This window comes from Paenibacillus sp. FSL P4-0338 (assembly GCF_038002365.1).
In the GTDB taxonomy this organism is placed as follows: domain Bacteria; phylum Bacillota; class Bacilli; order Paenibacillales; family Paenibacillaceae; genus Paenibacillus_AQ.
In genome coordinates this window covers 4406252-4433096 of record NZ_JBBOCG010000001.1, presented here as the reverse complement: position 1 = coordinate 4433096, position 26845 = coordinate 4406252, and the positions used below count along the sequence as shown (strand labels likewise).

At 49.6% G+C, this 26845-nt stretch carries 26 protein-coding genes; 20 read left to right on the top strand and 6 right to left on the bottom strand.

The genetic code is table 11. The annotated features are described in order from the left end of the window. Nucleotides 1–158 precede the first annotated feature (158 nt). Nucleotides 159–1991, top strand: coding sequence for a glutamine--fructose-6-phosphate transaminase (isomerizing) (gene glmS, locus MKZ07_RS19300; protein WP_036696248.1), 1833 nt, complete (start codon nucleotides 159–161; stop codon nucleotides 1989–1991). 275 nt (nucleotides 1992–2266) lie between these two features. Next, on the top strand, nucleotides 2267–2776 hold the full coding sequence (locus MKZ07_RS19295) for an AAA family ATPase (protein WP_341027188.1): 510 nt from the start codon (nucleotides 2267–2269) through the stop codon (nucleotides 2774–2776). On the opposite strand, the gene MKZ07_RS19290 is transcribed toward MKZ07_RS19295, so the two are convergent. Further along, nucleotides 2769–3677, bottom strand: coding sequence for an AraC family transcriptional regulator (locus MKZ07_RS19290; RefSeq protein ID WP_341027184.1), 909 nt, complete (start codon nucleotides 3675–3677; stop codon nucleotides 2769–2771). The two genes, MKZ07_RS19295 and MKZ07_RS19290, sit on opposite strands and share 8 nt — an antisense overlap. A 180-nt stretch (nucleotides 3678–3857) precedes the next feature. On the opposite strand from MKZ07_RS19290, the gene MKZ07_RS19285 reads away from it, so the two are divergent. The 11 genes from MKZ07_RS19285 (at nucleotide 3858) to MKZ07_RS19235 (ending at nucleotide 13903) form a co-directional block, all read left to right on the top strand. Continuing rightward, nucleotides 3858–4595, top strand: coding sequence for an SDR family oxidoreductase (locus MKZ07_RS19285; RefSeq protein WP_341027182.1), 738 nt, complete (start codon nucleotides 3858–3860; stop codon nucleotides 4593–4595). Between the two features lie 67 nt (nucleotides 4596–4662). Then, nucleotides 4663–5259 (top strand): chloramphenicol phosphotransferase CPT family protein, encoded by a 597-nt coding sequence (locus tag MKZ07_RS19280; RefSeq protein ID WP_235218420.1) that lies wholly within the window; start codon nucleotides 4663–4665, stop codon nucleotides 5257–5259. Continuing rightward, nucleotides 5256–5654, top strand: a complete 399-nt coding sequence (locus tag MKZ07_RS19275; RefSeq protein WP_036694852.1) for a GNAT family N-acetyltransferase — start codon at nucleotides 5256–5258, stop codon at nucleotides 5652–5654. The genes MKZ07_RS19280 and MKZ07_RS19275 overlap by 4 nt, the downstream gene beginning before the upstream one ends. A gap of 106 nt (nucleotides 5655–5760) precedes the next feature. Next, a complete protein-coding gene (locus tag MKZ07_RS19270) occupies nucleotides 5761–6129 on the top strand; it encodes a VOC family protein (RefSeq protein ID WP_036694853.1) in 369 nt (122 codons plus the stop codon). A gap of 174 nt (nucleotides 6130–6303) precedes the next feature. Continuing rightward, nucleotides 6304–7179 (top strand): stalk domain-containing protein, encoded by an 876-nt coding sequence (locus MKZ07_RS19265; RefSeq protein ID WP_051493438.1) that lies wholly within the window; start codon nucleotides 6304–6306, stop codon nucleotides 7177–7179. A gap of 130 nt (nucleotides 7180–7309) precedes the next feature. After that, the gene (licT, locus tag MKZ07_RS19260; protein WP_036694854.1) at nucleotides 7310–8167 is read left to right on the top strand and encodes a BglG family transcription antiterminator LicT; all 858 of its coding nucleotides are present in this window, start codon (nucleotides 7310–7312) and stop codon (nucleotides 8165–8167) included. A gap of 192 nt (nucleotides 8168–8359) precedes the next feature. Then, nucleotides 8360–10234: a beta-glucoside-specific PTS transporter subunit IIABC gene (locus tag MKZ07_RS19255; protein ID WP_036694855.1), complete on the top strand. Its 1875-nt coding sequence runs from the start codon at nucleotides 8360–8362 to the stop codon at nucleotides 10232–10234. Nucleotides 10235–10258: 24 nt separating this feature from the next. Beyond that, the gene (locus MKZ07_RS19250) at nucleotides 10259–11668 is read left to right on the top strand and encodes a glycoside hydrolase family 1 protein (protein ID WP_036694856.1); all 1410 of its coding nucleotides are present in this window, start codon (nucleotides 10259–10261) and stop codon (nucleotides 11666–11668) included. Nucleotides 11669–11817: 149 nt separating this feature from the next. Further along, nucleotides 11818–12927: a WG repeat-containing protein gene (locus tag MKZ07_RS19245; RefSeq protein ID WP_036694857.1), complete on the top strand. Its 1110-nt coding sequence runs from the start codon at nucleotides 11818–11820 to the stop codon at nucleotides 12925–12927. Nucleotides 12928–12968: 41 nt separating this feature from the next. Next, entirely contained in the window at nucleotides 12969–13217 is a 249-nt protein-coding gene (locus tag MKZ07_RS19240; RefSeq protein WP_036694858.1) for a hypothetical protein, read from the top strand. Nucleotides 13218–13231: 14 nt separating this feature from the next. Next, on the top strand, nucleotides 13232–13903 hold the full coding sequence (locus tag MKZ07_RS19235) for a class I SAM-dependent methyltransferase (RefSeq protein WP_036694931.1): 672 nt from the start codon (nucleotides 13232–13234) through the stop codon (nucleotides 13901–13903). 42 nt (nucleotides 13904–13945) lie between these two features. Here the strand turns inward: MKZ07_RS19235 and MKZ07_RS19230 are convergent, their stop codons facing one another. Both MKZ07_RS19230 and MKZ07_RS19225 read right to left on the bottom strand, forming a co-directional pair. Next, nucleotides 13946–15556 carry a DUF4179 domain-containing protein gene (locus MKZ07_RS19230; protein ID WP_084648914.1) on the bottom strand — a complete coding sequence of 537 codons (1611 nt, stop codon included), beginning with the start codon at nucleotides 15554–15556 and terminating at the stop codon, nucleotides 13946–13948. Then, nucleotides 15513–16106 carry an RNA polymerase sigma factor gene (locus tag MKZ07_RS19225; RefSeq protein ID WP_036694860.1) on the bottom strand — a complete coding sequence of 198 codons (594 nt, stop codon included), beginning with the start codon at nucleotides 16104–16106 and terminating at the stop codon, nucleotides 15513–15515. Before MKZ07_RS19225 ends, MKZ07_RS19230 begins: the two co-directional genes overlap by 44 nt. Before the next feature lie 272 nt (nucleotides 16107–16378). On the opposite strand from MKZ07_RS19225, the gene MKZ07_RS19220 reads away from it, so the two are divergent. Beyond that, nucleotides 16379–17151, top strand: a protein-coding gene (locus MKZ07_RS19220; protein WP_341027176.1) for an IS5 family transposase whose coding sequence is annotated in 2 segments (ribosomal slippage) — nucleotides 16379–16709 and nucleotides 16709–17151 — 774 coding nt in all. Because the reading frame shifts where the segments join, the coding sequence is not laid out codon by codon here. A 256-nt stretch (nucleotides 17152–17407) separates the two neighbouring features. Here the strand turns inward: MKZ07_RS19220 and MKZ07_RS19215 are convergent. Next, a complete protein-coding gene (locus tag MKZ07_RS19215; RefSeq protein ID WP_341027174.1) occupies nucleotides 17408–18799 on the bottom strand; it encodes a hypothetical protein in 1392 nt (463 codons plus the stop codon). Between the two features lie 181 nt (nucleotides 18800–18980). Here MKZ07_RS19215 and MKZ07_RS33630 point away from each other — a divergent pair, with 181 nt between their 5' ends. The 6 genes from MKZ07_RS33630 (at nucleotide 18981) to MKZ07_RS19190 (ending at nucleotide 23148) form a co-directional block, all read left to right on the top strand. Next, nucleotides 18981–19238 carry a VOC family protein gene (locus MKZ07_RS33630; protein WP_036694863.1) on the top strand — a complete coding sequence of 86 codons (258 nt, stop codon included), beginning with the start codon at nucleotides 18981–18983 and terminating at the stop codon, nucleotides 19236–19238. After that, a complete protein-coding gene (locus MKZ07_RS19210; RefSeq protein ID WP_162174459.1) occupies nucleotides 19186–19413 on the top strand; it encodes a hypothetical protein in 228 nt (75 codons plus the stop codon). Before MKZ07_RS33630 ends, MKZ07_RS19210 begins: the two co-directional genes overlap by 53 nt. Before the next feature lie 208 nt (nucleotides 19414–19621). Then, the gene (locus MKZ07_RS19205; protein ID WP_036694864.1) at nucleotides 19622–20368 is read left to right on the top strand and encodes an SAM-dependent methyltransferase; all 747 of its coding nucleotides are present in this window, start codon (nucleotides 19622–19624) and stop codon (nucleotides 20366–20368) included. Between the two features lie 166 nt (nucleotides 20369–20534). Beyond that, the gene (locus tag MKZ07_RS19200) at nucleotides 20535–21422 is read left to right on the top strand and encodes a M23 family metallopeptidase (protein WP_036694865.1); all 888 of its coding nucleotides are present in this window, start codon (nucleotides 20535–20537) and stop codon (nucleotides 21420–21422) included. Nucleotides 21423–21508: 86 nt separating this feature from the next. Continuing rightward, nucleotides 21509–22450: a metal-dependent hydrolase gene (locus tag MKZ07_RS19195; RefSeq protein ID WP_341028049.1), complete on the top strand. Its 942-nt coding sequence runs from the start codon at nucleotides 21509–21511 to the stop codon at nucleotides 22448–22450. An 11-nt stretch (nucleotides 22451–22461) separates the two neighbouring features. After that, nucleotides 22462–23148, top strand: a complete 687-nt coding sequence (locus tag MKZ07_RS19190; RefSeq protein WP_036694867.1) for a DUF5071 domain-containing protein — start codon at nucleotides 22462–22464, stop codon at nucleotides 23146–23148. A 21-nt stretch (nucleotides 23149–23169) separates the two neighbouring features. On the opposite strand, the gene MKZ07_RS19185 is transcribed toward MKZ07_RS19190, so the two are convergent. Together MKZ07_RS19185 and MKZ07_RS19180 are read right to left on the bottom strand one after the other, a co-directional pair. Then, nucleotides 23170–23997, bottom strand: a complete 828-nt coding sequence (locus MKZ07_RS19185; protein WP_036694868.1) for a DUF2785 domain-containing protein — start codon at nucleotides 23995–23997, stop codon at nucleotides 23170–23172. Nucleotides 23998–24139: 142 nt separating this feature from the next. Next, nucleotides 24140–26794, bottom strand: a complete 2655-nt coding sequence (locus tag MKZ07_RS19180) for a cation-translocating P-type ATPase (RefSeq protein ID WP_036694869.1) — start codon at nucleotides 26792–26794, stop codon at nucleotides 24140–24142. Nucleotides 26795–26845 lie beyond the last annotated feature (51 nt).

Below are 26845 nucleotides of genomic sequence, written 5' to 3'. Positions count from 1 at the left end.
GAAGACTGTGCATAATCGTGACTAACGATGTAATTGACAGGTTATCATGTTGGTTGTAATGGACAACATCATATTTGCTTTTCTTCAAAACATGCCGCACGGCACGTTTCTTTCCTCATGCGCGCCTAATTACGATAAATTGGACGGAGGAAAATATAATGTGTGGTATTGTAGGATATATTGGTAATCAGAATTCGCAGGGGATCTTGGTTGAGGGCTTGAAGAAGCTGGAATATCGCGGGTACGATTCCGCCGGTATTGCTGTGTTCACGAAGGATGGTCTGCAGGTTGTAAAAGCACAGGGACGTATGGCGAATCTGGAATCCCGTCTGGATGCAACTCCACTGACAGGAAGTGCTGGCATCGGCCACACCCGCTGGGCAACACACGGCAAGCCGTCCGATGAGAACTCTCATCCGCACACGGATAATACTCACAAATTCTCGGTTGTCCATAACGGGATTGTTGAGAATTACCTTGATCTTAAGGAAGAGCTGATTGCCGGAGGATGCCACTTCACCTCGGAAACAGATACAGAAGTCATCTCCCATCTGATTGCCCGTGAGTATAAGGGAGATATTGTTAAGGCTGTACAGCAGGCGATTTCTTACATGCGCGGAGCGTTTGCTCTGGGTGTACTGACTGAATATGAACCGGATAAGCTGGTCGCTGTACGTCAAGCCAGCCCGCTGATTATCGGTCTTGGAGAAGGCGAGAACTTTATCGGGTCCGATATTCCTGCACTGCTGGAATACACCCGCAATGTATATATTCTGAACGACGGCGAAATGGCTGTATTGACACGGGATGCTGTCGAACTGATGACGATTGAAGGCAACTTTATTTCTCGGGAAATGATTACTGTCGATTGGGATGCCGTTACCGCAGAAAAGGGCGGTTATGAGCACTTCATGCTGAAAGAAATCCATGAGCAGCCTAAGGCATACCGCGATACCATGCGCGGACGGATGAATGCGGAAGGCAACAAAGTCATTCTGCCTGAGCTTAACCTGACAGAAGAACAAATCAAGAACATCCGCAATATCCAAGTGGTAGCTTGCGGTACTGCATATAATGCCGGTCTGGTTGGACGTAACCTGATTGAGTCCCTGGTACGCATTCCTGTAGAGAATGATATCGCCTCTGAATACCGTTACCGTTCGCCAATCGTAACTCCGGAGACACTGGTTATCGTAGTGAGCCAATCGGGTGAAACTGCAGATACTCTGGCTGCTCTTCGTGAAGGTCAAGCAAACGGAGCCCATGTGCTGGCGATCACCAACGTAGTAGGCAGCTCTATTGCCCGAGAAGCAGACAGTGTACTGGTTACGTTGGCTGGTCCAGAGATCGCTGTAGCCTCGACCAAGGCGTACACTTCCCAGCTGATCGCCTTCACTTTGCTAGGTCTGTATCTGGCTGAAGTACGCGGCACACAGTCTGAGGCTGAGGTTACCAAGATTCTGGCCGCTATGCAGTCTCTGCCGGAGCAAGTAGAAGTGATTCTTGGTCAAAAAGACGCAATCAAAGCCTACGCTGAGCAAATTGCTGAGCACAAGCACCTGTTCTTCATCGGCCGCGGCGTAGATTACGCTGTAGCTCAAGAAGGCTCGCTGAAGCTCAAGGAAATCTCCTACATTCACTCCGAAGCCTATGCTGCGGGTGAACTAAAGCATGGTACCTTGGCACTGATTGAAGAAGGCGTTCCTGTCATCGCTCTGGCGACTCAGGAATCCGTGCTGGAGAAGACCGTCAGCAACATCAAAGAAGTAAAAGCCCGTGGCGCCCATGTCATGGCCATCACCCACGAAGAGCACAAAGACGACCTGCTCCGCTCCGTTGACCAGGTATTCGTAATCCCTCAGACTTTGCCGCTGCTGACCGCTGCACTGTCTGTAGTTACCCTGCAGTTGCTTGCTTACTATGCGTCTCTGGCCCTGGGTCATGATGTGGATAAGCCAAGAAACCTGGCGAAGAGTGTTACTGTGGAGTAGGGTTTGGGGAATTGGATATATTTTTTGATCAATGTTGATATAAAAATATTCAACAATTAAGTTCATTCTGAGCCGTCCTGAGAAATTAGGGCGGCTTATTTTTTTGATGTAAGATACAAATAAATAAACCAACTTCATCGTTAAATCCGGTAGAGTCTGCTATGATATGCAAACGATTACATTCTGCGGGGCCTAGGGTAGTTAAGGTATCATCATTTTCAAAGAGACAGTAGGCATAGAACAGTAAACAGGTTGTCATGAAGGAGGAAATCCATATGCTGTATATATTCGGAGGGTTGCCAGGCACCGGTAAGTCTACATTAGCATCGGCTTTAGCAAGCGAACTACGGGCACCGTATCTTCGGGTTGATGTCGTAGAACAGGCTATGCGCGTAGCCGGGGTTAAGGTTGATGGACCACAGGGTTACATCGTTTGTTACGAGATAGCGAGGCAGAATCTGATTTTGGGTCTGGATGTGATAGCGGACACGGTCAATCCCATTGACTATACCCGCCAAGCTTGGCGTAATGTAGCAGAGTCTCTAGGAATTCCGTTTGTCGAAATCGAAGTGGTCTGCTCGGACGAATGTACGCACAAGCAGCGAATCACCACTCGTACAACAGATATTCCCGGCTTTATCCTGCCCACTTGGAATGAGGTGAAGAACAGACATTACGAGCCTTGGGACCGTGACCACATCGTAATCGATACAGCTCATCAAACCGTGACGGAAAGCTGGATGTCGTTACGTGAACAGCTAAGTCTGAAGAAGTTAGCTACTTAGATAACCCAAGAATCCCCTGAACATCCGACACCGGAGGTCTCCCATACTGGCGGGTGTATTCGCGGCTGAATTGGGAGGGGCTCTCATAGCCTACGCGGAAGGCGGCATCGGAGGCTTGGAGGGATTCGGTCAGCATGAGGCGGCGGGCTTCCTGCAGACGGATGACCTTCTGGTATTGGAGTGGGCTCATGGCGGTGACACGCTTGAAGTGCTTATGGAAGGCGGATGTGCTCATATTTACGGACTCAGCCAGCTGTTCAACGATAAGGGATTGATCGTACTGCTTAGTGATCACTTGGATGGCTTCAGCAATCCGGTGCGCATGGCTGCCGATGATGGCGAATTGATGCAGGTGTGCGCCTTGGTCACTCTGAAGAACGCGATAGAGAATTTCGCGGATCATGAGCGGGGACAGAATGGCGATATCCTGAGGCGCGTCGAGTAACTGGATGAGCCGTACGATGGCTTCGAGTAAGGGCTCAGAGGTTAGTGCAACCGTGATGCCAAGCGACGTTTCTCCCGGAACAAGGGTGGAGTCATTCATTTCTTTAACAATTTCCAGGATGGTGCCGGGATCGAAGCTTAGCTTGATGCCCAGAAAAGGATGCTCAGGCGTAGCCCCGGTAATTCTCCCGTTAATCGGCAGCTCGACAGAGGTGACTAAGTACGTTGATGGATCGTAATGATAGGTTTCGCCGGACAGGGTAGCTGCTTTGGCTCCTTGGGCAACGACGCAGATCGATGGCTTATAGACAGACTCCAGCGGTTCGGCTGCATCTGTGGCGTGCATCAACTGCAAGGAAGGAATGAGCGTCTGGCGGGTGCCTGCCGATGGAGCATGGCGGAGGATCAGCGCAGCCAATTGCTGTAAAAGTGGCCCGGTCCGCAATGAATCGTCCAAGTTAGAAGCCTCCTTTTTCCGTATTCACGGGGTTTGTTGTTAATCATAACGAGTTGAAGAGAAATAGGCAAGAAGTGAACAGGTCTGTTATAACTGGATGCTGGTCGATTGATTTACAATGAATACATAAGGCCAACAGATCATCATCCGGCCTAAGCAAACTTAAGGAGAGTGGTCCTAATGAGTCAGAACGGAAAAGTAGCCATCATCACAGGTGCATCAAGGGGTATCGGAAGACAAATCGCCATCCAGTTGGCCGGGTTAGGAGTAAAAGTAGCTGTCAACTATTCATCCAATCCGGGGAAAGCGGACGAGGTTGTCCAAATCATTAAGGAATCCGGCGGGGAAGCGATAGCCGTTCAAGGCGACGTAAGCAAGGTGAGTGAGGTCGAAGCGCTGTTCTCGGAGACAATTGGGCAATTCGGGCGGATCGATATTTTGGTGAATAATGCTGGAATTATGGAGTGTGTGCCTATCGCAGACGTAACGGAGGAGATGTTCGACCGGCACTTTGCAGTAAATGTAAAAGGGACTTATTTCGCCTGCCAGCAAGCGATGAAGCATATGGAGCGGGGCGGGACGATTATCAACTTCTCGACCTCCGTATCGGGTGCCATGCTGCCGACTTATAGTGTCTATGCTGCAACCAAAGGGGCCGTTGAGCAGTTAACCCGCCAGTTAGCTAAGGAGTTCGGAGCGAAGGATATCGTCGTGAATTGCGTTGCGCCTGGGCAAGTATCAACGGAGCTATTCCTGAATGGAAAATCTGAGGAGCTGGTGGATTCCTTCCGCTTAATGAATGCTTTTGGACGGCTTGGTGAACCGGAGGATATTGCGAATGTGATCGACTTGCTCGTCAGTGACAAGGCCCGCTGGATCACCGGGCAGACGATTCGCGTCAATGGCGGGTTTAACTGATACAAATGATGAGTTCCTTCCTCTATCGCCTATGGTTTATAATGGAAGATAATTAGGAGGGGGCAAAATGAACATGAACAATAAAGGCATGTTGCTTGTTCTGAATGGGACTTCAAGCTCCGGGAAGAGCTCCATCTCGGCTGAATTGATAAAGCAGAAAGAGATTCCATTTTATCATGTGTCGATTGATGATTTTTTCATGAATTACAATGATTTCATTAATCATAAATTTCCAGACGAGCCTGTACGTGAAATCGACCATCAGGTGGTCTCGGAAATACTGGATGACTCTATAGTCTCAGTGTACTATTCGACGATTAAGCTGTTAGCGGAAATGGGATTCAATGTCATCGTGGATACTGTATTCGACAACGACAAGAGATTTAATGAGTTTTTGGATCATTTTGCCGGCCGGACTACGTTATTTGTTGGTGTCCTGTGCTCCCGGGAAGAGCTCATCCGAAGAGAGCAGGCCAGAGGGGACCGGCAGATTGGACTGGCGGATACGCAGTTCGACATCGTGTATTGTTTTGATGAATATGACCTCGAAGTGAACACGGAGGAGCTGACCCCGGCAGAATGCGCGGAACAGATCTTAAACTATATTAAGTCCAATCAGGAATATTTGGCATTTCAGAAATTACGTAAAAGGAGCCGCCCATGAACCTTGAGATCATCATCAATCTCCCAATCGAACCGCATGAAGTTCCGGCCTTAAGGGAGCTGGCGGGGTGGGAGGGCAGGCAGGCGGATTACCCTGCTGTATTCGAGCGCTGCAACTTCTGGGCAGGCGTGAGGGATGAACAGAGCCAGCAGCTAATAGCGTTCGGTTATGTTGCTGGAATGGGCTTGCAGCATGGCTATATGGAGGACATTCTGGTGCATCCTGAATATCAGAGGAAGGGATTGGGGCAAGCCCTGGTAAAGAGATTACTTCAGGAAGCGGAGCACGTCAGGCTGGAGATTGTAACCCTGACCTACGATACCAAGCATACGTCCTTTTACACCGGATGCGGATTTACCGCTTGTGCAGGAGGCGTCTGGAGGAGACAAGACTGAACCAAGCCGGGGCAGCAGATAGAACGCTACTGACATAACGTTGTCAGGAAGGGTGGGTATAATGAAGACTATATTAACCTACAAACGCGAATATTAGGAGGCTATTATGTCAGTCATTGGACCCGATTTCATCTCACTTCAGGTCAGCGATCTTGAAGGCTCTGCTGAATTCTATCAACACTATCTTGGACTCGTCCGTTCACAGGCGGGCCCGCCTCATGCGGTGGTTTTTGACACCAAGCCTATTGCATTTGCACTTCGTGACCTCATGCCGGGAGTCGAACTTAGTACGGGGACTCAGCCTGGACTGGGTGTTGCGCTATGGCTCTATGCCCCGGATACGCAAGACATTCACGATAAACTCGCAGCAGCAGGCGTAAAAATCACATCCGCACCCATCGACGGCCCCTTCGGACGTACCTTTACCTTCGCCGATCCGGACGGTTACCTGATCACTCTTCACAGTAAAGGCTGATTCGCACCACAAGAAGAAAGTGTTTCTGCACTGATTTGCTCCCCATATGGTAGACAGGTGAGATAATAAAGCCTGTTGCTGCATGGGGAGTTTTTGTTTGATTGAATTCTATTTTCTTAGAGAAAAGATGCGAGAGAGTAATTTGTGGTGAATTATTTAAGAGGAGGAAATATTATGATAAAAAAATGGACAATTGCATTGCTTTCATCAGCATTTCTTATGCTATCTTTAACAACTGGGTCTAGTTATGCGGCAGAGACACAAACATCTACAACGATTAACAATGGTCAAATAAACAACGGACGAGTCTTAATTCCCTTACGTGCTGTCTCCGAAAATCTTGGCGCAAGCTTGGAATGGTTTCAAACAGATAAAGTTGTTAAAATCAAAACCGGGAATTCGACGATATGGCTTGCAGCAAATTTCAAACGTGTGATTATTGAATCTGCTCCCTCAAGTGAAGCTCCAGATACACCAGCACAGAAATATGTCGATTTGGATACTGCTACACAAGTCATCAATGGAACCACTTATGTTCCTCTTCGTTTTGTTAGTCAGTCGTTAGGGGCAACGGTAATGTGGAACCAACTGTCTAAACAAGCTACAGTAACAGTGGGCAACAAAGGATTAGTTGTTCATATGGAGACCCCGTCTATTCAAATTCCGGAAAAGAACAAAATTTCTGACGCACGTTTGAAACTTCTATCTGATAAATTAAATCAAGCCTCAAATGTATCTTCAATTAAGAATGTAAATTCAACCTTTAAACCGTACTTTACGGATAAATTAATTAAGTCTATTACTCAGAATAAAGGATTGAAAACAGCGGGTACTTATGAAACGCCTGTCACTTCACCTATTTATACCAGTAAGAATTCTGCCACACTTTCACAATCTGTAATAGTAGCGAATGGTCTTACAGGTGAAGATCAATATGCAGAAGATCGGACAGTCTCGCTAATATTCGCGAACGGAACTTGGAAGGTGGACAGCGTCACTAAGGGTTCTAGAGTTCTGATTTCGGGATTCTCTGATTATCATCCACAGTGATTTTGCTTACTATACGTTCAGTACCAATACGTACCTGATGACTGGGCTCCCCCGCCTCTTGTCTTTTCTAACACCACTGTGTTATCTTAGGATATATTTTCAGGGAGTCATACAGAAGAGGTGAAGCACCATGATTATCCGGCAGATTTTCAATAACAATGTCATTCGGGCTGAAGACCAGGTCGGTCATGAATACGTTGTCATTGGGAACGGATTAGGCTATAAAAAGAAGGCGGGGCAGCGGGTTGAAGAGGAACGGATCGAGAAGACCTTCATGCTCAAGCCCGAGAAGGTTCCGCGCAAATTGATTGACCTGATCGGGGAGACGTCTGCTGAATATTTCTCGCTGGCCGATGAGATTATAGCCCACGCCAAGGCGGAGATGGGCGACATCTTCAACGACAATATCTATATCACGTTAATTGACCATATTCATTTTGCGATTGCCCGCTACCGGAAGTCGATGAATCTGAAGAACGCCCTGTTCTGGCAGATCAAGCGGTTCTACCCCAAGGAGTTCGCTATTGGCGTACACGCGCTGAGTCTGATCCGCAAGCACTTTGACATCGAGATGGATCAGGATGAGGCGAGCTTCATTGCGATGCATTTCGTGAACGCCCGGCAGGATGGCCAGGAGATGCAACGGACGGTCGAGGTGACCAAGGCGATGAGTGATATCTTCGGCATTCTGGCGGAAGAATATCAGGTGAAGCTCAATGAGAATTCGTTCAATTATTCCCGGTTCCTCACTCATCTCCAGTATTTCCTCCAGCGTATGATCAGCGGGGAACAGGAGCGGTCCGCATCGGGCGACAACTTCCTGTACGATCAGATTAAGGTGAAATTTCCGCAGGCTTTTGCATGTACGAATAAGATCAATCATTACTTGGAAGAGACGTACGGGAATGCTATGTCCATTGACGAGAAGGTCTATCTGACGATTCATATTCAGCGGGTCACTTCAAGAGATATGAACCCGTTGGATTAAAAAGGAAGCCGGAAAAGGCTTGCAAACGATTACCTAATCCGCTATATTGGAGTCACAACTTAAATCTAAGGATTGTTACTGCTGAAGCAGGCGATACCTAAACGAGATGTGGATCACACCGGTGTGATCTCACAACTTTCGTTTAGGTTTTTTTTATGCTCATTTTTGGCAGTATAGCAAAGGAGAATCAGCATGGATAACCGAAAAATGTCGGAAGACATCATCCGTCTCGTAGGCGGGGAGCAGAATATTAACGATCTTGTCCATTGTGCCACCCGGCTGAGATTCAGCCTCAAGGATAACAAGAAGGCCCAGCGGGAGGAGCTGGAGAAGCATGAAGGCGTCATTACCGTGGTGGAGAGCGGGGGGCAATTCCAGGTTGTCGTGGGAAGCAACGTAGCGAATGTATATGCCGAAATTGTCAAAAGCACCAGCTTCTTGTCCAGCACCTCCACAGATGCGAAGGAATCCGGGCAGAAAACCTCGGCGGTATCGAAGGTGTTCGAGGTTATCTCCGGAAGCTTCTCGCCGCTCATTCCTGTAATGGCCGGATCGGGGATGCTGAAGGCGCTGTTGACGGTGCTTACGCTGGCGGGCTGGATGTCCGATTCAGGCGATGCCTACAAGATTCTGTCTGCGGCCGGTAATGCCGTGTTCTACTTCCTGCCGATCTTCCTGGGAATTACCCTGGGCATCAAGTTAAAAGCGAACCCTTACGTAGCAGGAGCAATAGGGGCGGCGCTGATGGAACCGAACTTTACGGCGATGCTGGAGGGGGATGGCGGACATTCCTTCCTGGGAATTCCGGTGGTGATGGTCAGTTACGCTTCCAGTGTCTTCCCGATCTTCATTGCGATTAGCATCTACGCCTTGCTGGATAAGCTGCTGAAGAAGATTATCCACAAGGACCTGCAGATCTTCATGGTGCCGATGCTCTCGCTGATGATTATGGTTCCGCTGTCGGTGATTGCCTTCGGTCCATTCGGTACGAGTGTCGGCGACTGGATCGCTTCCGGCGTGACCTGGCTGATTGGCGTAAGCGGCATCCTGTCGGGGATCGTGCTTGGCGGGGGGATGACCTTCATGGTGGTGTTCGGACTCCACTGGGGCTTCACTCCCATCACGCTGCAAAATATAGCGAACGGCGGTGACCCGATTGAAGCCATGGCTTCAGCAGCGGTATTCGCCCAGATCGGTGTAGCCTTCGGGATCTTCCTGCGGGCCAAGAAAGACCGGAACCTGCGGAGTATCGCCGCCTCTTCCGGGATTACCGGACTGCTGGCCGGGGTCAGTGAGCCGATTGTGTACGGCCTGATTCTCCGCTACAAGCGAGTGATTCCAATCGTTATTATTGCCGGGGCACTCGGCGGCGCTATTAACGGACATTTCGGTGTGCTGTATACGGCGTATGTGTTCCATAATATTTTTTCGATTCCGGTGGAACAGCCGATGTCGATCTTTATTGTCTCGATGATCGTCTCCATGGGGACCGGGCTGCTGCTGACCTGGATGTTCGGCTATGAGGGTAAGGGTAAAATTGAAGCATCCGCTCCGGCAGCCGCACCTGAACAGATTCAGCCAGACAAGCCAGTAACACCAGTTGTAGACTTGAAAAAGGAACTGATCTTCAGCCCGCTGACCGGCGCAGCCTTCCCGCTTAGTGCAGTGCCGGACGATGCATTCTCAACCGGGGCTATGGGTAGAGGACTGGCGATTGAACCTGTAATTGGAGAAGCGGTCGCTCCTGTGGACGGGACGGTGACTTCTATTTTCCCGACAGGCCATGCGATTGGCATTACGTCCGCCGCTGGAACAGAGCTGCTGATTCATATTGGCATAAATACGGTCGGGTTAAAAGGAAAGTACTTCACACCAGTGGTCAAGGAAGGCGACCGCGTGAGCCAGGGCGATCTGCTAATCCGCTTCGATCTGGAGCAGATCCGGGCAGCCGGGTATCAGACCATTACGCCGGTTATCGTCACTTTAACGGCCAAAGAGGTTGTAGTTTTTGAGACAGACCAGCAGCAGATTGAGCAGAACGAAGTGCTTTTGACATTGGTGGATTAATACAAGACTGAGGAGGAATAAGGTATGCTGCACAAACAACTTCACGCTTTTCCAGAGAATTTCTTGTGGGGGGGCTCCACTTCGGCTTATCAGCTGGAGGGTGCCTGGGATGAGGACGGCAAAGGGCCTTCCGTCATTGATCTGGCCAACCATGTGGAAGGGGTAACGGACTTCAAGGTCGCCAGTGACCACTACCATATGTACAAAGAGGATGTTGCCCTGATGGCGGAAATGGGCTTCAAAGCGTACCGCTTCTCTATCGCCTGGAGCCGGATCTACCCGCAAGGAGACGGAGCCGTTAATCCGAAGGGGCTTGAATTCTACAGCAATTTAATTGATGAGCTGCTTAAATACGGTATTGAGCCTATCGTTACCATGTACCATTTCGACCTGCCTTACGGGCTGGAAGAGCGGGGAGGGTGGTCCAGCCGGGCGACGATCGATGCTTTTGAACAATATGCCAAGACGCTCTTCGAGCATTACGGGGACCGCGTGAAGTGGTGGCTGACGATCAACGAACAGAATATGCTGATTCTGCATCCGGGATCAATTGGAACCCTGAATGAGAACATGACCGACCCGCAAAAAGAGCTCTACCAGCAGAACCACCATATGCTCGTTGCGCAGGCGAAGGCTATGGTGCTATGCCATCAGATGCTGCCCGATGCGAAGATTGGTCCGGCCCCCAACATCGGTGTCATCTATCCGGCAAGCTCTAAGCCAGAGGATATGCTGGCCGCAGATAACTATGCAGCGATCCGCAATTGGCTCTATTTGGATATGGCGGTCTACGGACGGTACAACCATATTGCCTGGAGTTATTTGGTGGAGAAGGGCTATGAGCCGAAGATCGAGGAAGGGGATATGGATATCCTCCGGCAAGGCCACCCGGACTTCATTGCCTTCAATTACTATACTTCCCAGACCGTAGGCGAGAGTAAAAATGACGGCAACGACTTCTCCCACACAGGCGATCAGCACGAAATTGTCGGCGAGCCGGGAGCGTACCGGGGATCGGTGAACCCTAACCTGCAAACTACGGAGTTTGGCTGGGAGATCGATCCAGTCGGCTTCAGAACAACACTCCGCCAGATTTATTCCCGTTACCACCTGCCGTTGATTGTTACAGAGAACGGGCTGGGCGCATTCGACAAGCTGGAGGAAGACGGAACCGTAAATGATGCGTACCGCATTGAATTCTTCCGCAAGCACATCGAGCAAATTCAGCTTGCACTTACCGACGGGGTAGAGGTGTTCGGCTTCTGTCCTTGGTCTGCCATCGATCTGGTCAGCACGCATCAGGGCGCAAGCAAACGGTACGGCTTCATCTATGTAGACCGCGAAGAGTTCGACCTGAAGGAGCTGCGCCGCATCCGCAAGATGAGCTTTTACTGGTATCAGAAGCTGATTGCTTCCAGAGGCGAGGTTCGCTGAATGTAATTGCAAAGGGTTGTCCTGGTAGCCATGAGAGGCCGCTTGGGGCAGCCCTATTTTTTTCTTCCAAATATTGCACAACAAAACCGGTACAATCGCCGTCTATACATAAAGAATGGAAAATAGCCTCTGAGGAGAGTGAACCACAGGTGTTTAAAAAGCTGGCTTTAACCCTACTAATGACGACGATGGTGTTCAGTGCAAGTGCAGCGGGCCCATCGCAGGACAAGGCCCAGGCTGCCGGTGCGGGTACTGTGCAGGCCAAGACAGCCGATCAATTATATCCGGTTGAAGTGAACGGGAAAAACGGCTTCATCAACGGCAAAGGTAAGGTGGTTATCGAAGCGGTATACGACGGATACGGGTATTCAGGAATGCCCGGAGGGACAGTATACGTCGAGGACCATGCGGCTAAGAAGCAATATTATTTCAGCTCGGCCGGCAAAAAGCTGTTCGAATATAAGCTGAGAGATGCCGGCATTCTGTATAATGACCGCGCGCTGTATACAGCGAAGGTTCAACCGGCTGGCGGGGCCGCGGCGACCCGGTACGGGTATATCGACAGTCAAGGCAAGGTGGCTATACAGCCAATCTACGTCCGGGCATTTAATTTCTCCGAAGGACTGGCTCGGGTCAATATGGGCAAAGCCTCAGGGTACATTAACACGAAGGGCGAGCTTATCGTTCCGTACCGGTATAGCTTAACGTCTGATTTCTCTGATGGCATGGCAGCCGTTGCGCTTGCCGTTGGCGGAAAATACGGCTATATTGACACCACCGGCAAGCTTCGCATAACGCCCCGGTATGATTATGCTACACCGTTCTCCGACGGAGTAGCAGTTGTGTATGTGAACGGCAAATACGGCTACATTGACAAAACAGGCAATTACCTTATCAAGCCACAATTCAGCATGGCGCAGCCGTTCTCGGAAGGACTGGCATTCGTTGAACGTAATGGAGTCACCTTCTATATTAATAAGAAGGGCGCCAAAGTCATCCAGGGATATACGGCCGGAGGCTTGTTTAAGGGCGGTCTGGTTCCAGCCAGTACGGGGCAGCGGTACGGCTATATTAATACCTCCGGCCGCTTCGTGGTCAAGCCGCAACTCTATTGGGCTGATTCGTTTAACGGCGAGTTGGCGGAAATCACCCTGCTCGTTCCAGAGACACGCGAGGAAATCGGAGGGTATATGAACCGCAGCGGAACCATTGTCTGGCCGCCGGCTTCCGAGCTACCAGCCGGAGTGGTGAAACCGTAACTAAATCAATCCACCAAGAGTAGAGGAGGCAATAATATTCCATGGGCAACAACTTATACCGAAAACTAGGGGCGGCCTTTCTGATTGCTGCCGGGTTAATCTACACGATCGAACGTGTAGGGGCGTTAATCGCCCGCAGTCATGAAATTAATGCGTTATACCAAGCGCAAATGTTCGATGCCCAGCCTAAAATCCATATCGCCGGCTTCTTCGATAACATCTTTGTGCCCATCCTTACGTTAATTGGTGTGATACTATTCGTATACGGTTTTCCGAAGAAAACAAAATAGGAGAGTGAACAGTGATGGACAGTGGGGAAAGGTTTACTAATCGTGTCGATTCCTATTTGAAGTACCGCCCAAGCTATCCACAAGAAGCTATCGATTATTTGTACAACAATATTGGTCTGCGCCCGAACAGTAAAATAGCAGATATCGGTTCAGGCACAGGGAGCCTGTCCAAGCTTCTTCTGGAACGCGGCAGCGATGTATTCGCGGTCGAGCCTAATCAGGCCATGCGTGTAGCCGCAGAGCAAAGGCTCTACAGCAATCCGAACTTTCAGAGTAGGTCAGGCTCTGCGGAAGCTACCGGGTTACCGGATCGGTCGGTTGAGTTTATTGTCTGTGCTCAGGCATTTCACTGGTTTGACCGGGTAGCCGCGCAAACGGAGTTCCGCAGAATACTACAGCCTGGCGGGAAAGTCATACTCATATGGAATTCCCGCCTTACACACGGTACTTCATTTCGTGAAGAGTACGATCAACTGCTTCACACCTACGGAACCGACTATGAACAAGTAAATCATAAAAACATTTCTGAGGCGACGCTTGTCTCTTTTTTCAAAGAGAACACGATGCATAAAAGCCTGTTTGAAATGACTCAGGAGTTCGATTTCGAGGGTCTGAGCGGCAGGCTGTTATCCTCCTCCTATAGCCCTGTTCCGGGGCATCCGAATTACAAGCCGATGATGAAATAAATCAATACAAGCGCCAAAATGTGGTTTTCTCACTACTGTAAATTAATTGATTTCGTTGTTTTTCAATCCGGGGATTAGTTTGCCTCTTGGAAGGTCAAAAGACCATTGAATATCTGAATAATACCGATCGACAATACTTCGAATTAAAGTTAGTCTCATTGGTATACTGTTTAACCCTTTAACGATAAAAATTCCATCTTGTTCTTTCTGTTCAAGACTTGTTCTCCCTCGAAACTCTACAGGATAATTATTGCCTTTATCATCAATGGCTTGCCATTGATCAATATCAGGATTGCCCGTATTTATATAGGTACCCTTAATTTCGAAAACTCCCGCCGATATTGGTTCTTGATTCTCAATAACTCCAGCCGCTATTGCCGCTTGTTGATCAGGGTCCTGAGTGATTTTAAAGGATTTAAACCTTACTGTATCACCAGAATTATTAAATACGGCATTTTCTTTGCTCAGCTTTGATGGATAAATGACTAAGGAATCCTCGCTTTTCTCGGGCATGGAATATCCATCAAATACCATTTTTATGTGTTGTGTATCATAAGGCAAATCAATAAAGGTATAAGCCCAATGAACCCCTGTTTCAGTACGCTTTGATGTAACTCCCACTAACATATCAAAAGAGCCTAGTCCATTAACTAGTGATATTATTTTTCCTTGTTCATCTTCAAAGTGGAACATCAGTTTCTGCTTTTCTTCCATATCAGCCGGAACTTTATTTCTTATTTGTTGGCTTAGTGATGTTGTAAGTTCCAATTTGACTCCACTCGGGGTATGGGTAAGTCTATTCATTTGAATCGTCAGGCCTTCTGGGGTAACATAGCGCTCGTCCAACTCATCTACAGTAGTCAGAGAAGCTGCTCTAGTCAAATCCACAGAAAAAGAAAATTTCCAGTTTCCTTTGGTTTCCTTGATCTTATCAATAAGACTCTCTACAATAATCGTTGATGAAGTAAGCTCCCCTTTATAAGTGTATTTATAAACATATACACCACCAACATATCCTGTAATCCCACTCCCTAGGCCGACTTCATTTCCTTGCTCATCTTTAACGATAAGTTTCTCTGGATCGAATCCGTCTTTAATGGGTTGTCCAAAACGGTCAGTGATCTTCAACGCTATGGTGAGTCTGACCGCATCTGCTGAAACTTCATTTATCTGAATTCTGTACCCGTGACTACTAACATTTATTCCTGGATCTTGAATCAGACCTAATTCTCTGGATTGTAGTAGTCCAGGGTCTAACGAGGCGTCAGATGAAAACATGGAACGAACGAATTCCGCTATAGATGGACTTGCAAATATTAAGGATCCACACAATATGAGAATCGTCGCAGCAGCAACCGTCCATCGTTGTATGGTTCTATTTGTCCGGTGAGCAGACTCTCCAGACGGGAGATTCATTTGCACTGGCTCTCCGACAGGATCTATTGTGGTTTCTTGTATTTCTTCCATGATTTTGTTTGTGAATGAAGAAGGCAATGCATCCGGGAATAGGGCATCAGAGAATTCAGATTGTTCTTGCAGGAGCTGATTGTAACGAGCCAAACACTCCGGGCAGTTTTCAATATGCTTCTCCAACTCATCCAGTCGCCCACTAATGAGAGACTCTTCCATCTCCACAATGCTCCAACATTTCATTTAAGTCCACTCCTTCCTTTGTGAGTAATTTATGAAGTCTTTTTTTAGCCCGATGCAATCCGTTTCTGATTTGATTAATACTGTACCCTGTAATTTGCTCCATCTCTTCATAGGTCAGGTCATTTGTATATCTCAGTAATATCATTAATCTGTATTTGCTTGGAAGCTTGTTAACAAGAGCGGAGAGTTCTTTTCTGTTTTCCTGGTGTATAGCTTCGCTTTCCGGATTAGGTAGTGAGCTTAAGAGATCGTTGGTGATTTCTAGATGAACCTGGTGCTTCTTTCCTCTGTATCTATTCTGGAATATATGAATCGAAATTGTGTATATCCATCCTGCAAAACTTCGGTCTGTGCGATGACTTCCCAGCTTCCGATAAGCTGTTATAAAGGTTTCCTGTGTCATATCTTTTGCATCTTCAGTAGAGGCTCCCATTTTTAAAAGCAGGCCATAAATCTTGTTTTTATATTTGTCTACCAGGAAAGTGTAGGATGCCTTATTTCCTCTTAAAACATCGTGGATTATGCTAAGCTCCTGTTCCCTGTCGTTCATTTGTAATCCTCCTTTCCTGCTGTTCTACTTCTAAGATGCAACAAACCATTCAATATTCTCACTTCATTACAAAAAAAATTTATAACAGACCAGTTTCAGATGGAAGAGAGGAGATGGAATATAAAGAAGCAAGGCTCGTTGTTGCGATTCAGATTTCTTTTTTTCTGCTGAAATTATTTTTCTTTAGGGCGTGTCTTAAAACTAGATATTGCTTCCAACGCATAACCGTAGCATAATTTTACAAGGACGCAATTACGAGGAGCTTGTAAAAGATGCTAAGACGCCACGAAATCAAAGACCCGGACTGGGAAAGGGTCAAAGAACTGTTGCCACCTGAAAACAAGGGTGAAGGCAGACCCTCAAAACCCAATCGGGTGATGCTTAATGCCATGCTTTGGAAAGTCAAAACAGGGGCACCTTGGCGTGATCTGCCAGAACGTTTTGGTTCTTGGAAAACCGTGTATTCCCGGTTTCGTTTATGGAGCAATGACGATCTTTTTCAAAAGATATTTGAAGCGCTCGCCAGCGATGCAGACTTGCAGGATGTTTCTCTAGACAGCACCTCTTGTAAAGTTCACCAGCACGCAGCGGGGGCTAAAAAAGGGCTGAAAATGCCGCAACCAACCAAGAAATCGGACTTTCCCGAGGGGGACGCAATACCAAAATCCACGCTGTAGTCGACGCGCTAGGGAATCCGATTCGCCTATTTTTAACGCCTGGAAACATCCATGATTGTACGGCAGCGGTCGAAGTCCTGTCAGGGGTAAGCTTGTCCGGAACCGCTATTTTAGCCGATAAAGCCTACGGAACGGTAGAGATTCGAACGTACATTGAATCCCAAAACGCAACATACTGTATCCCGCCCAAATCCAATGCCGCAAATCCTTGGACATGTGATTTTTACCATTATAAAGAACGCCATGTAGTGGAATGTTTTTTCAACAAACTCAAACAATTCCGCGGAATCGCAACACGCTATGACAAGCTTTCTCGAAACTTTTTAAGCTTTGCCTTTCTCGCTTCCGCGATGATTCTGTTGAAGTAGCTTCAATATGATTAGTTTTCAGACACGCCCTAGTATAATTGCCACTACTGTGCCTTATCATTTAGAAAAGGGATTGTAAAAAGCCTGCACCCCATACCGGGATTACAGGCTTCTTGCTGATCAGATATAGAGTAGTTCAGGATTTCATGAATTCTATGCTTCCAACTTGGGAATCAACTGCTGGACATGTGCCCGCCATTATTCCCGGTTCTGCCATATTTCCCTTGCAGCTCTTCTCCATGTCTGTCACGTTCACTCAAAACGTATACACATGATCCCCGGCATCCGCCCAGGCCAGCGTTCCATCCGGCATCCAGTCCAGGAGGGTGCCTGCGGATACGAACGTGAAGGTCCGCTCCTGGGTGTCGTAGACCTGGATGGTTCCTGTGCCGGATTTGAAGGCTGCGAATCTGTTGTCAGGTGACCAGCGGAGTTCAGAGAGCAGTAAGTCATTGTGCGGCTGCTGCTCATGCTCTGTGAGATCCTGCTTCAACTGGTCCGTGATGCGCTTATCCTGCATAACCGTGGACGTTCCGCTTCCGGTATTGTATCGGATTTGGCCGAGAGGGTTCTTCTCACCTCTGTCTGTGGGAAGAATCAGATGCGAATCATCCTCCCAGGTCAGCGAATAAACGAACAGGAAGCCGTCACTGTGGGAGATGAAGGCAGCGTTCTCCTTGGAATGCAGTATTTTCCCCTTCTGATCCAGCACCGTCAAGTCTGCCCCGGGGCCAATGAACTCGTCATGTGCGGTTAATACAGCGATACGCTTACCGTCAGGTGAGGAGGACATTCCGTAGACCGGCTTGTTGAACACATGAAGCTTCGTACGGGTGAAGGCCTTCAAGTCTACGAGATACAGCGTCTTATTGCCTGAGATCATATAAGTGAAGTCCCCGTAGAAGCGGTCAGAATACATCTCATGGTATCCGTAGTCATTGCCGAAGGCATCCTTCTCCTGCGGAAAAGCCGGAATCTCCAGCGCCTCGCCCTTCAGGGCTTGCACCAAATGATGCTTCTCCTGTCCGTAGAACAGATAGGAGGGAGCGGAGGATTCAGCAGTTTGAATCGACTTGATCCAGCCCGTGTTCCAGGCAGGTACTACGCGCCGGGTACCGGAGGTGATGCCCTGGAACAGCAGGCTGCCTTGACCAGCCTGGGCTCTAACCACAACCGTGTTGCGGTACGGCTGCTCGGTACTGGCATACTTGCGCCCATCTGCGGTGACGGCTTCATCCAGGGTGAACGTCCCGGACCAGGCGCTGCTCTCATCCAGATGCAGGCGGATTTGCACAAAGCGCGGGGACTCCCATTCCAGCGTGTAACGGAACTCTGCCTCGGGAGTACTGGTCTGTAGACTTTTCTTCAGCGCTTGCTCCAATGATTGTTTATTGATATCGGTGTTCGACTTCACCTGAATCAGTTGTCCGCCTCCGCCGATAATTCGCAATTGCTCAATGTAGAGCAGTGGCTCTTCCTCGCTCGAAGGTGCTGAAGCGGAAGGTGTGGCTGACACAGCCGTAGGTAATCCGGTGGTTGGGGAAGCGGTCGATGGAGCTGAGGAAGAGCCATTAACAGCGGCCTTGTCTGCTCCCTGACATCCTGAGAGCAGAGCCGCAGCCAGCACAATTGCTGCCATATAGCGCATACATAAACCTCCTGTTGTCTTCAATTATCCTTTTGTTTTCAGAGAATAGATAGATTTTCCATATTGTTATGGACGCGGATGCTGCGCAGAAGTTGCAGATGCGGGTTTGACTTCAATTCTCTGCATGGATACCATGGAAGCAAAGATATGGCTGTTATGCCACAAACAGAGGTGATCCTAAATGATAAGAGAAGTAGAGATGCAAACGCATTCCTTGAAAGAAATGAAAGACTTTTATGAGAATACTCTTGGGCTGGCGGTAGTCCAGAAACTTTCAGCCTCCTTTAGTGTACAAGCAGGGGCGTCTACTCTAACCTTTACTGAGTCTGACCCAGGCAGACAGCCGAAATATCATTTTGCGTTCAACATCCCTGAGAACCAGATAGATGAAGCGTTGCTGTGGATCACTGGGGCTCGTTCCTTGGCAGGATTACAATAGCCAGTTCGCCGCTCTGGGTGACGAGCATGGGTTAATTATTGCAGTGAGGCAAGGCCGGATATGGTTCATGTCTGACCAGGAGAAAGCTTATCCGCATCCGCTAATGATTAGGACGGACGTCTGTGAGATTACGCTGGATGATTCGGAGGAGACGCAGGTCCGGCGGCTTCGTTAAGCTAACCGTACAGAATGAGTATAACGGTTCTTTCTTTTGACTCCCCGGCTCCAATTCTATACCCTTGAAGTTACATAATAAGGAAAGCGAGTGAACTTATGAATAGAAGCGCTGACAGGCTGAACGTTGTCATTCGGGACACGGAAGGGGTTAAGCTGTCACGCCAATACACTTCCGTGTAAGCACAACAGATACGGAGGGATAGCTTTTGAAGAATAAGCAAGCAGCCTTTGAGTATAGTGGGGATTATTATGAAGCCATCGGAGATTTCATGCGGGAGCAGTATTTGAAATACGGTTTCGCCCAGGGAACAATGCAGGAAGCAGACTTTTTAATGGAGTTAATGAATCTGCGGCGGGGTACTCGCACTCTGGATATTGGCTGTGGTCCGGGGCGGCATAGTCTGGAATTGGCCCGGCGCGGAATCAGAACAGTAGGCGTGGATATTTCTGCGGAATTTATCAGGCACGCGAATCGGGAAGCTGCGAGGGACAAGCTGCCGGCAACATTTCTGGTGGCGGATGCCCGCGAGTTAATGTTTGATAGGGAATTCGATGGTGCGATCTGTCTCTATGAAGGAGCTTTTGGACTGGCAGGCAGTGAAGAGAATCACCGGAAGGTCCTTAGAGGGGTGCAGCGGGCGCTGAAGCCGGGTTCCGTATTCGTGCTTACGGCAATTAATGTACTTAACTTAGCCCGGAATATACAGGATGAATCTTTATTTGACCCGTATTCCTGCACCGTAATCGATAAAGAAGAGATCCACAGCCCCGAGGGCGAATCCAAAGAAGTGTTGATTTACACTACCGCATTTACCTTCCGTGAATTGCAGATGCTGCTGGTCAGTGAAGGGTTCGTAGTAGAGGCCGCATATGGTTGTAGCCCAGGACAATTCGGGAACCAGCCCTTACAGCTCGGCAGCATAGAGATTATGATGGTTGCCCGCCGTAAGTAAACAATAGTGTGTTGAATAAGCAGCGGTAGCCGGTCTTAAGGGGCCAGGGTACCGCTGTTTGGTTTATAATATTCTCTATAGGTTTGCAGTTTATCCCGTTACAGATGTCGTCTAATTAATGAGACTTCATACATATGTTCATTCCGGGAGCTGAGCTGAATCTGTTATGAGAAAATCAAATGTTCTATCGTTGCTGTTCATATTGTTGACGCTTGGGTGTTGGGCCAGCGCATTGTGGATTCATGGGATGGTCGGCGTTTATGCCTGGCTGGCACTGAAATTTGCAGTTCCTGCTGTGGGAGGGATATGGGCTGTCGTTAATTTGATTGGGCTGGCGGCTAAGCTTGTGAGGTGTGTACGTCCAAAGGGACTGTTGCTGAACATAGGAATATCAGCTGTACTGATTAGCCACTTTCTTTTGACCATGAATATCATTCCGCTTGCCTATCCAACAGCTATTGCAGCCACTAAGCCGGGGCTTACAATTCAGCTGCCGCTTCAGTCAGTGAGTGTTGTCGGCTGGGGTGGAGATGCCGTAGAGGATAATGCGCCACATGCCGTTTGGCCCTCCGAACGCTGGGCTTATGATCTGGTGATGGAACCCTACAACACGGGGAGCCGTAATCCTGAAGATTACGGCATCTGGAATCAGGAGGTCTATGCACCGCTGGACGCAGTGGTTATCGCTGCTTATGATGAAGAGGCTGATATACCGCCCGGTTCGGAGGATATTCTATCAATGGAGGGTAATTATGTCTATCTGAAGGTTCCGGCTACAGGGACATATCTCTTGCTCAATCATCTGAAGCAGTATAGCGTTACCGTTACTGTAGGCGACAAGGTGCAGACAGGTGACCTGCTCGGACACGTTGGGAACAGCGGCTCCACCTCTGAGCCCCATCTGCATATCCACCATCAGCGCCAAGATCCTACACGCATGTGGATGCCTATTATGGCGGAGGGGCTGCCGTTGTATTTTGATAATGCCGAGGGCGGATCTATGCCTGTTAAGGGTGAAGTGATTGTGCCAAACTTGGTGCATGAAGACGAGTGAACCTTTTCCCCGCTCCATTTGTTAATAACTTGTCAGGCTCTGAGTAGTGAAGCTTAACCAACAAAGCGGGGGGATTACAGGTGTCTATGATATTGGCTATGCACATTGCTACACATCTGCTTACGGGCAGTTTCATTGTATCGATGGTGCTCATGCGCTATGAGATTTCTTTCAGGGAAAAGATTGTTCTGCTCGGACTGACCTCGTTCTTGGGAATTGTGCCGGATCTGTTGGGGAACAGATATGTATCTCCTTGGTCGCATTCCATTATAGTCATGGGGCTGGTTATGGTTCCAATTGTGTTCCTGTTCAGGCTGCTGCTGAAAAAATATTCGTATATCCACTTGTACCTATGTTTTGCTGGGAGTGTGCTGGGGCATATTCTGGTGGATTATTTGGGACATGGGGTCCATTTGGTCTATCCGCTGTCCAGCGAAGCTTATACCCTGCCCTTGATCTATCTCGGTGATCCTACGGTATGGGTGCCTATGTTGGTGGGGGTTATGAGTTTTGTATTTCCGGTGTCTTTGGGCAAGAGACGGGTGCTCAATGCAGCCTGTGTCGTGCTTCTTGTCCTGTACCTCGGTCTTAAGCTCGCCATGCTGATGCAGCTGGAGCAAGGGCTTCCGCGTAAGTTCACGCTAACTCCACAGGCCGCAGTACAAGTGTATCCGCTTAGGGATAATCAGGTTCATAGACTTACGGATTTTTGGAAAATGGGGTTTGACGTCATCGACTCCCAGCGCAGGGTGCTTGGGGTGTTGGCTGTACCGGGCGGTGGCATCCGGTTGGATGCTAACCTGATCTATGCCGTGAAGGGGGACGTTGTCCGCAGCAATACGGGAAAAGACGGGCTGGAGTATGTATACCGGATGCCCCCTGCCGGGGATGAGGCTTCATTTGAGGTGATGGAGGAGAGCGGCGACGGGCCTGCGGTTGAGATTGTTGCACGGGACCGGGAAGGGAATCCCCTCCATTTCATCTATAAGGATGGAGAGTGGCAGGAAGAATCGAAGATTGCAAAGTAGGGGGATAGCACGTGGAAGACATTCAAGCACTCATTCAAAAGCTAGACTGGGATACATCTGAAGGCGAACAAGCGGAGGCTATTCAGAAGCTTCAGGACATCCAGGATGCGGAGCTTCATCTATTGTTGCAGCCGTTAGGCAAAGAGTATTGGGGCGGAGCGGCGGAGGTTATTGTTAAGCTGGGCTATCCGCGGGTGAAGCCTATCCTGCCGGGACTGCTGGAGTGGATTCAGGACATGAATTGGCCGGGATCTCGCCGGATTGCTCCTTTTTTGAGAGAGGTCGGTGATCCGTTAATTCCATATATTCAAGAGGTATTCAGGAATTGGAACAAGGAACAGATCGCTCAAATTCAGGAGGAGCTAATCCGGCTAACTGGAGGGACCACAATTGCTCTGAAGGCCTTGCGGACGCTATGGGTCCACCAGATCTATTCGGGAGAAGCAGTTCTACTAATATTAGCGGACAAGAAACAGAGAGCCCGTGCAGAGATTGTGGAGCTGGACAGCGCGTATCCCGGCATTGATTGTGAAGCGCTGCAACGAGGATTCCGTGAAGTGATCTCCAAACCGGGATTATCCAAATTTTATATTGAGCAGCATCAGGAAGAGTTCAACTTCTGTGACCGGAAATCCAGTCTTCATGACTTCATAAGTGAAATTGAGGAACTGGTCAGTGAAGTGTCAGGCTCCGAGTAGCATCACGCGCTGAAGGATCAGTCAGCCATAATACACGCTATCCACTTGGTACAAGGTTTGCTCGATCACCGGGCAGAGGGCGGCATCCGTCTGGTAGAATTTGACTTGGAAGTACAAGCTCTTGAGGAAGTTCTTGATGTTGTTCTTCTGCCGGAAGGCGGGAAGGAAATCTGTACTTGCACTCACTTTGGCCTCATAAAAATATTGAATCCACCGCTCCACATCATCCTTACTTAGGAGTCGTCTATTCAGGACGCTGATTACAGCTCTTACCATTCGCTCGTCCTCGCCATCCGAATATACCCGATCCGTTATGGTCATCTTGCTGTGAATTAAATGTAGGATGTCCATGAGATCCTTATGCTCCAGCTCCGAACACTGCGCCAGATCGTCCAGAGCATCCGCCCCGTGCGCGATGGCATGAGCCCAGCCCTTATCTTCATCGTACCCGCGGTAATCCCGCTCTTCTTGTATGCTGTACAACACCTTCTTCTTGACCTCATGAATCTGCTCCTGTGAGAGGAAGGGAGAGGCTCTATGTCTGATGAGCAGCAGCGGTACAATGAGCATGGAGAAGGAGCGGGTGAACACGGAATCTGTACCCTGTTCCCCAAGCTTATAATGCAGATGGTCCGTATCCAGCGTGGTGAGGAGGAGCTGTTCCAGTTCAGGTACGGACAGCACATCGCCTGGAATCCAGTGAGAGAAGGTGGTGTAGATGAGATCATCCCGCAGTTCAGCATCTATAGAACCGATATGAAGCAGCATGTCTTGCGCCAGTGGGAAAGCGTCCGGGGGTGCCTGATAGTTATTGGTTTGGATGAATTGGAGCGTTTCTTTGATATTCAATCTGTGTGCCTCCTGCTGTTGAGATGATGTTACTTTCGCCATTCTATCACTGTTCAAGGACGGATGTTATCTCAAAATAGCCTGCACCGCAATCGAGATGCGGTACAGGCTGTCTGTGGCGGGTGCGTGACCACTTGCTTCACTATCCGGCCTGCTTCGCAGGCCGGAGGCGGCGGATCAGCTTCGCCAGCTCCATCACAATGACTGCGCCTAGGGCGAGTCCGGTGGCGGTCAGCCAGTGGTTCATTCCGAACGTGGCAGGGATTGAGAAGATCTCACGGACACCAGGCAGGACCGCAATGCCATAGAAGGCGAAGCAGATCATGACCGCGCCGATTACATATTTGTTGCTGAAGAATCCGGCTTCCACAGAAGTCTGGCTGTTGGAGCGGGCTGCGAAGGTCTGCAGGGTGCGCGCCAGAATGAGTGTGGTGAAGGCCATCGCAATTCCCATTTCATCTGAATGCTGCAGCCCGATATACTGGGAGATAATCACGGCAATCCCGATTAGCAGACCACGGGTAATCACTGCCTGCATCATCCCGCCTGCAAAGATGCCTTCGCTGATGTCCCGCGGCTTGCGGCTCATTACATCCGGCTCGGCCTTTTCCATGCCTAGCGCAATCGCCGGGAGGGAGTCATTCGCCAGGTTAATGAACAACAGCTGAATGGCCGTGAACGGATTGATCCAGTCGAAGATCAGGGCGAACAGGATGGCGATAATCGCACCCAGATTGCCCGCGAACAGATAGGCGATCGCCTTCTTAATGTTATCGAACACTGTCCGGCCAACGGCCACTGCATTTACAATCGATACGAAGTTATCATCGGTGAGGATCATAGCTGCCGAATCCTTAGCGACATCGGTTCCGCTGCCCATCGCAACCCCGATATCGGCTTGCTTCAGTGCAGGGGCATCATTGACACCGTCACCAGTCATGGCGGTGATTTTACCCTTGCGCTGCCAGGCCCGGACGATCCGGATCTTGTTCTCCGGGGAGACGCGGGCATAGACGCCGATCTGCTCCAGCCTGCTGTCCAGCTCCTCTTCGGACATCGCGTCCAGCTCCTGGCCAGTGACGGCGATTTCGTCCTCCGCCATCAGTCCAATGTCGCGGCCGATCGCCTGGGCGGTGGTCTTATGGTCCCCGGTGATCATAATCGTGCGGATACCTGCTTTGTTCGACTCGGCAATAGAGCCATATACGGCTTCGCGCGGCGGGTCAATCATCGCCGACAGGCCGACCAGAACCAGGTCCTGTTCATCTTCAAGGCCCACCTCTGTCACCGTGTCCGGTACATTCTTATAGGCGTAAGCAAGCACGCGCAGTGCTCTGCTGGAGAACTGTTCGTTGGCTTCATTGAAGCATTCCAGGACCTCCTCTGACAGCGGAACCTCCTGGCCCTCCAGCAGGACATGGGAACATCTGCTGAACAGAACATCCGGGCCGCCTTTGGTAAGGAGCGCCTTCTGTCCTTCGAACGTATGCAGCGTGGTCATTAGCTTGCGTTCCGAATCGAACGGCAGCTCGGCCTCGCGCGGGAAATTATCGCGGATCTCGCGGTAATCCCTGTCCTTGTTGTTGCTGAAGGCAATCAGTGCTACCTCGGTCGGGTCGCCCAGCTCCTTGCCTTCTTCATTAATATTGGAATCGTTACAGAGTACGGCGATGTGCAGCAGCTTGCGGGCTTCTTCCGACCAGTCATCGGCCTTCAGCTTGAACTGCTCTTCCGGCCCTCCAGGGAGGAAATAATCGACAACCGTCATCTTATTCTGGGTTAGTGTTCCGGTCTTGTCCGTACAGATGACACTCGTTGATCCCAGTGCCTCTACTGCAGGCAGCTTACGGATAATAGCATGCTGACGGGCCATCTTGTTCGTGCCCACGGAGAGCACAATGGTTACGATAGAAGACAACGCTTCGGGGATAGCGGCGACGGCTACTGCTACAGCGAACATCAGGGCATTCAGGATGGCTTCGGTGGTGTCCACCGTGTCATTCGAGAGCCAGACGCGTGCGGCCTGAATGGCGAAGATCAGCACAGACAGCAACAGGACAGCGATTCCCAGCTTTTTGCCGAAGCTCTCCAGCTTGCGCTGCAGGGGCGTCTGCTTGGCTTCAGCACTCTCGATTAGCCCGGCAATCTTCCCGAGCTCGGTGCCGAGTGCCGTTCCTGTAATCACCAGTGTTCCCCGGCCATAGACGACCAGTGAGCCGCTGAAGGCCATGTTGCGCCGGTCGCCCAGCGGAGCCTCCTGAGGGATAGGGTCGGTATGCTTATCCACGGCTTCAGATTCGCCGGTCAACATGCCCTCGTCAATCCGCAGACTCCCGGATTCAATAATCCGTCCATCCGCAGGCACATAATCGCCAGCCTCCAGGAAGACGATGTCGCCCCGGACCAGCTCCCTGGCCGGAATCGACAGTAAGGCCCCGTCCCGCATGACCTTGGCTTCGGGTGCGGACATTTTGCGCAGGGCGTCCAGTGAGCTCTCCGCCTTCCGGGTCTGCACCACACTGATTACAGCATTCAGAATCAGCACCACGAAGATGATGACGGATTCCATAATATGTCCCATTACGATCTGAACTGTAGCCGCGATGAGCAGCACAATGACCATAGGATCTTTGAAATTCTCCAGAAACAGCTTCCAGAGCGGGTCCTTCGCTTTGCCCTTCAACTCATTGTAGCCTTCCTTGGCCAGCCGGTTATCTACTTCAGCAGACGTAAGCCCGCTTGCGGAACTGCCGACTTCTTCCAGGGTTTCTGATATATTGCGGCGGTAATACTCCATCAGGTACAAGCTCCTCTCCCGTATGTTATTCTTTAGTCTGTATGGTCCAAA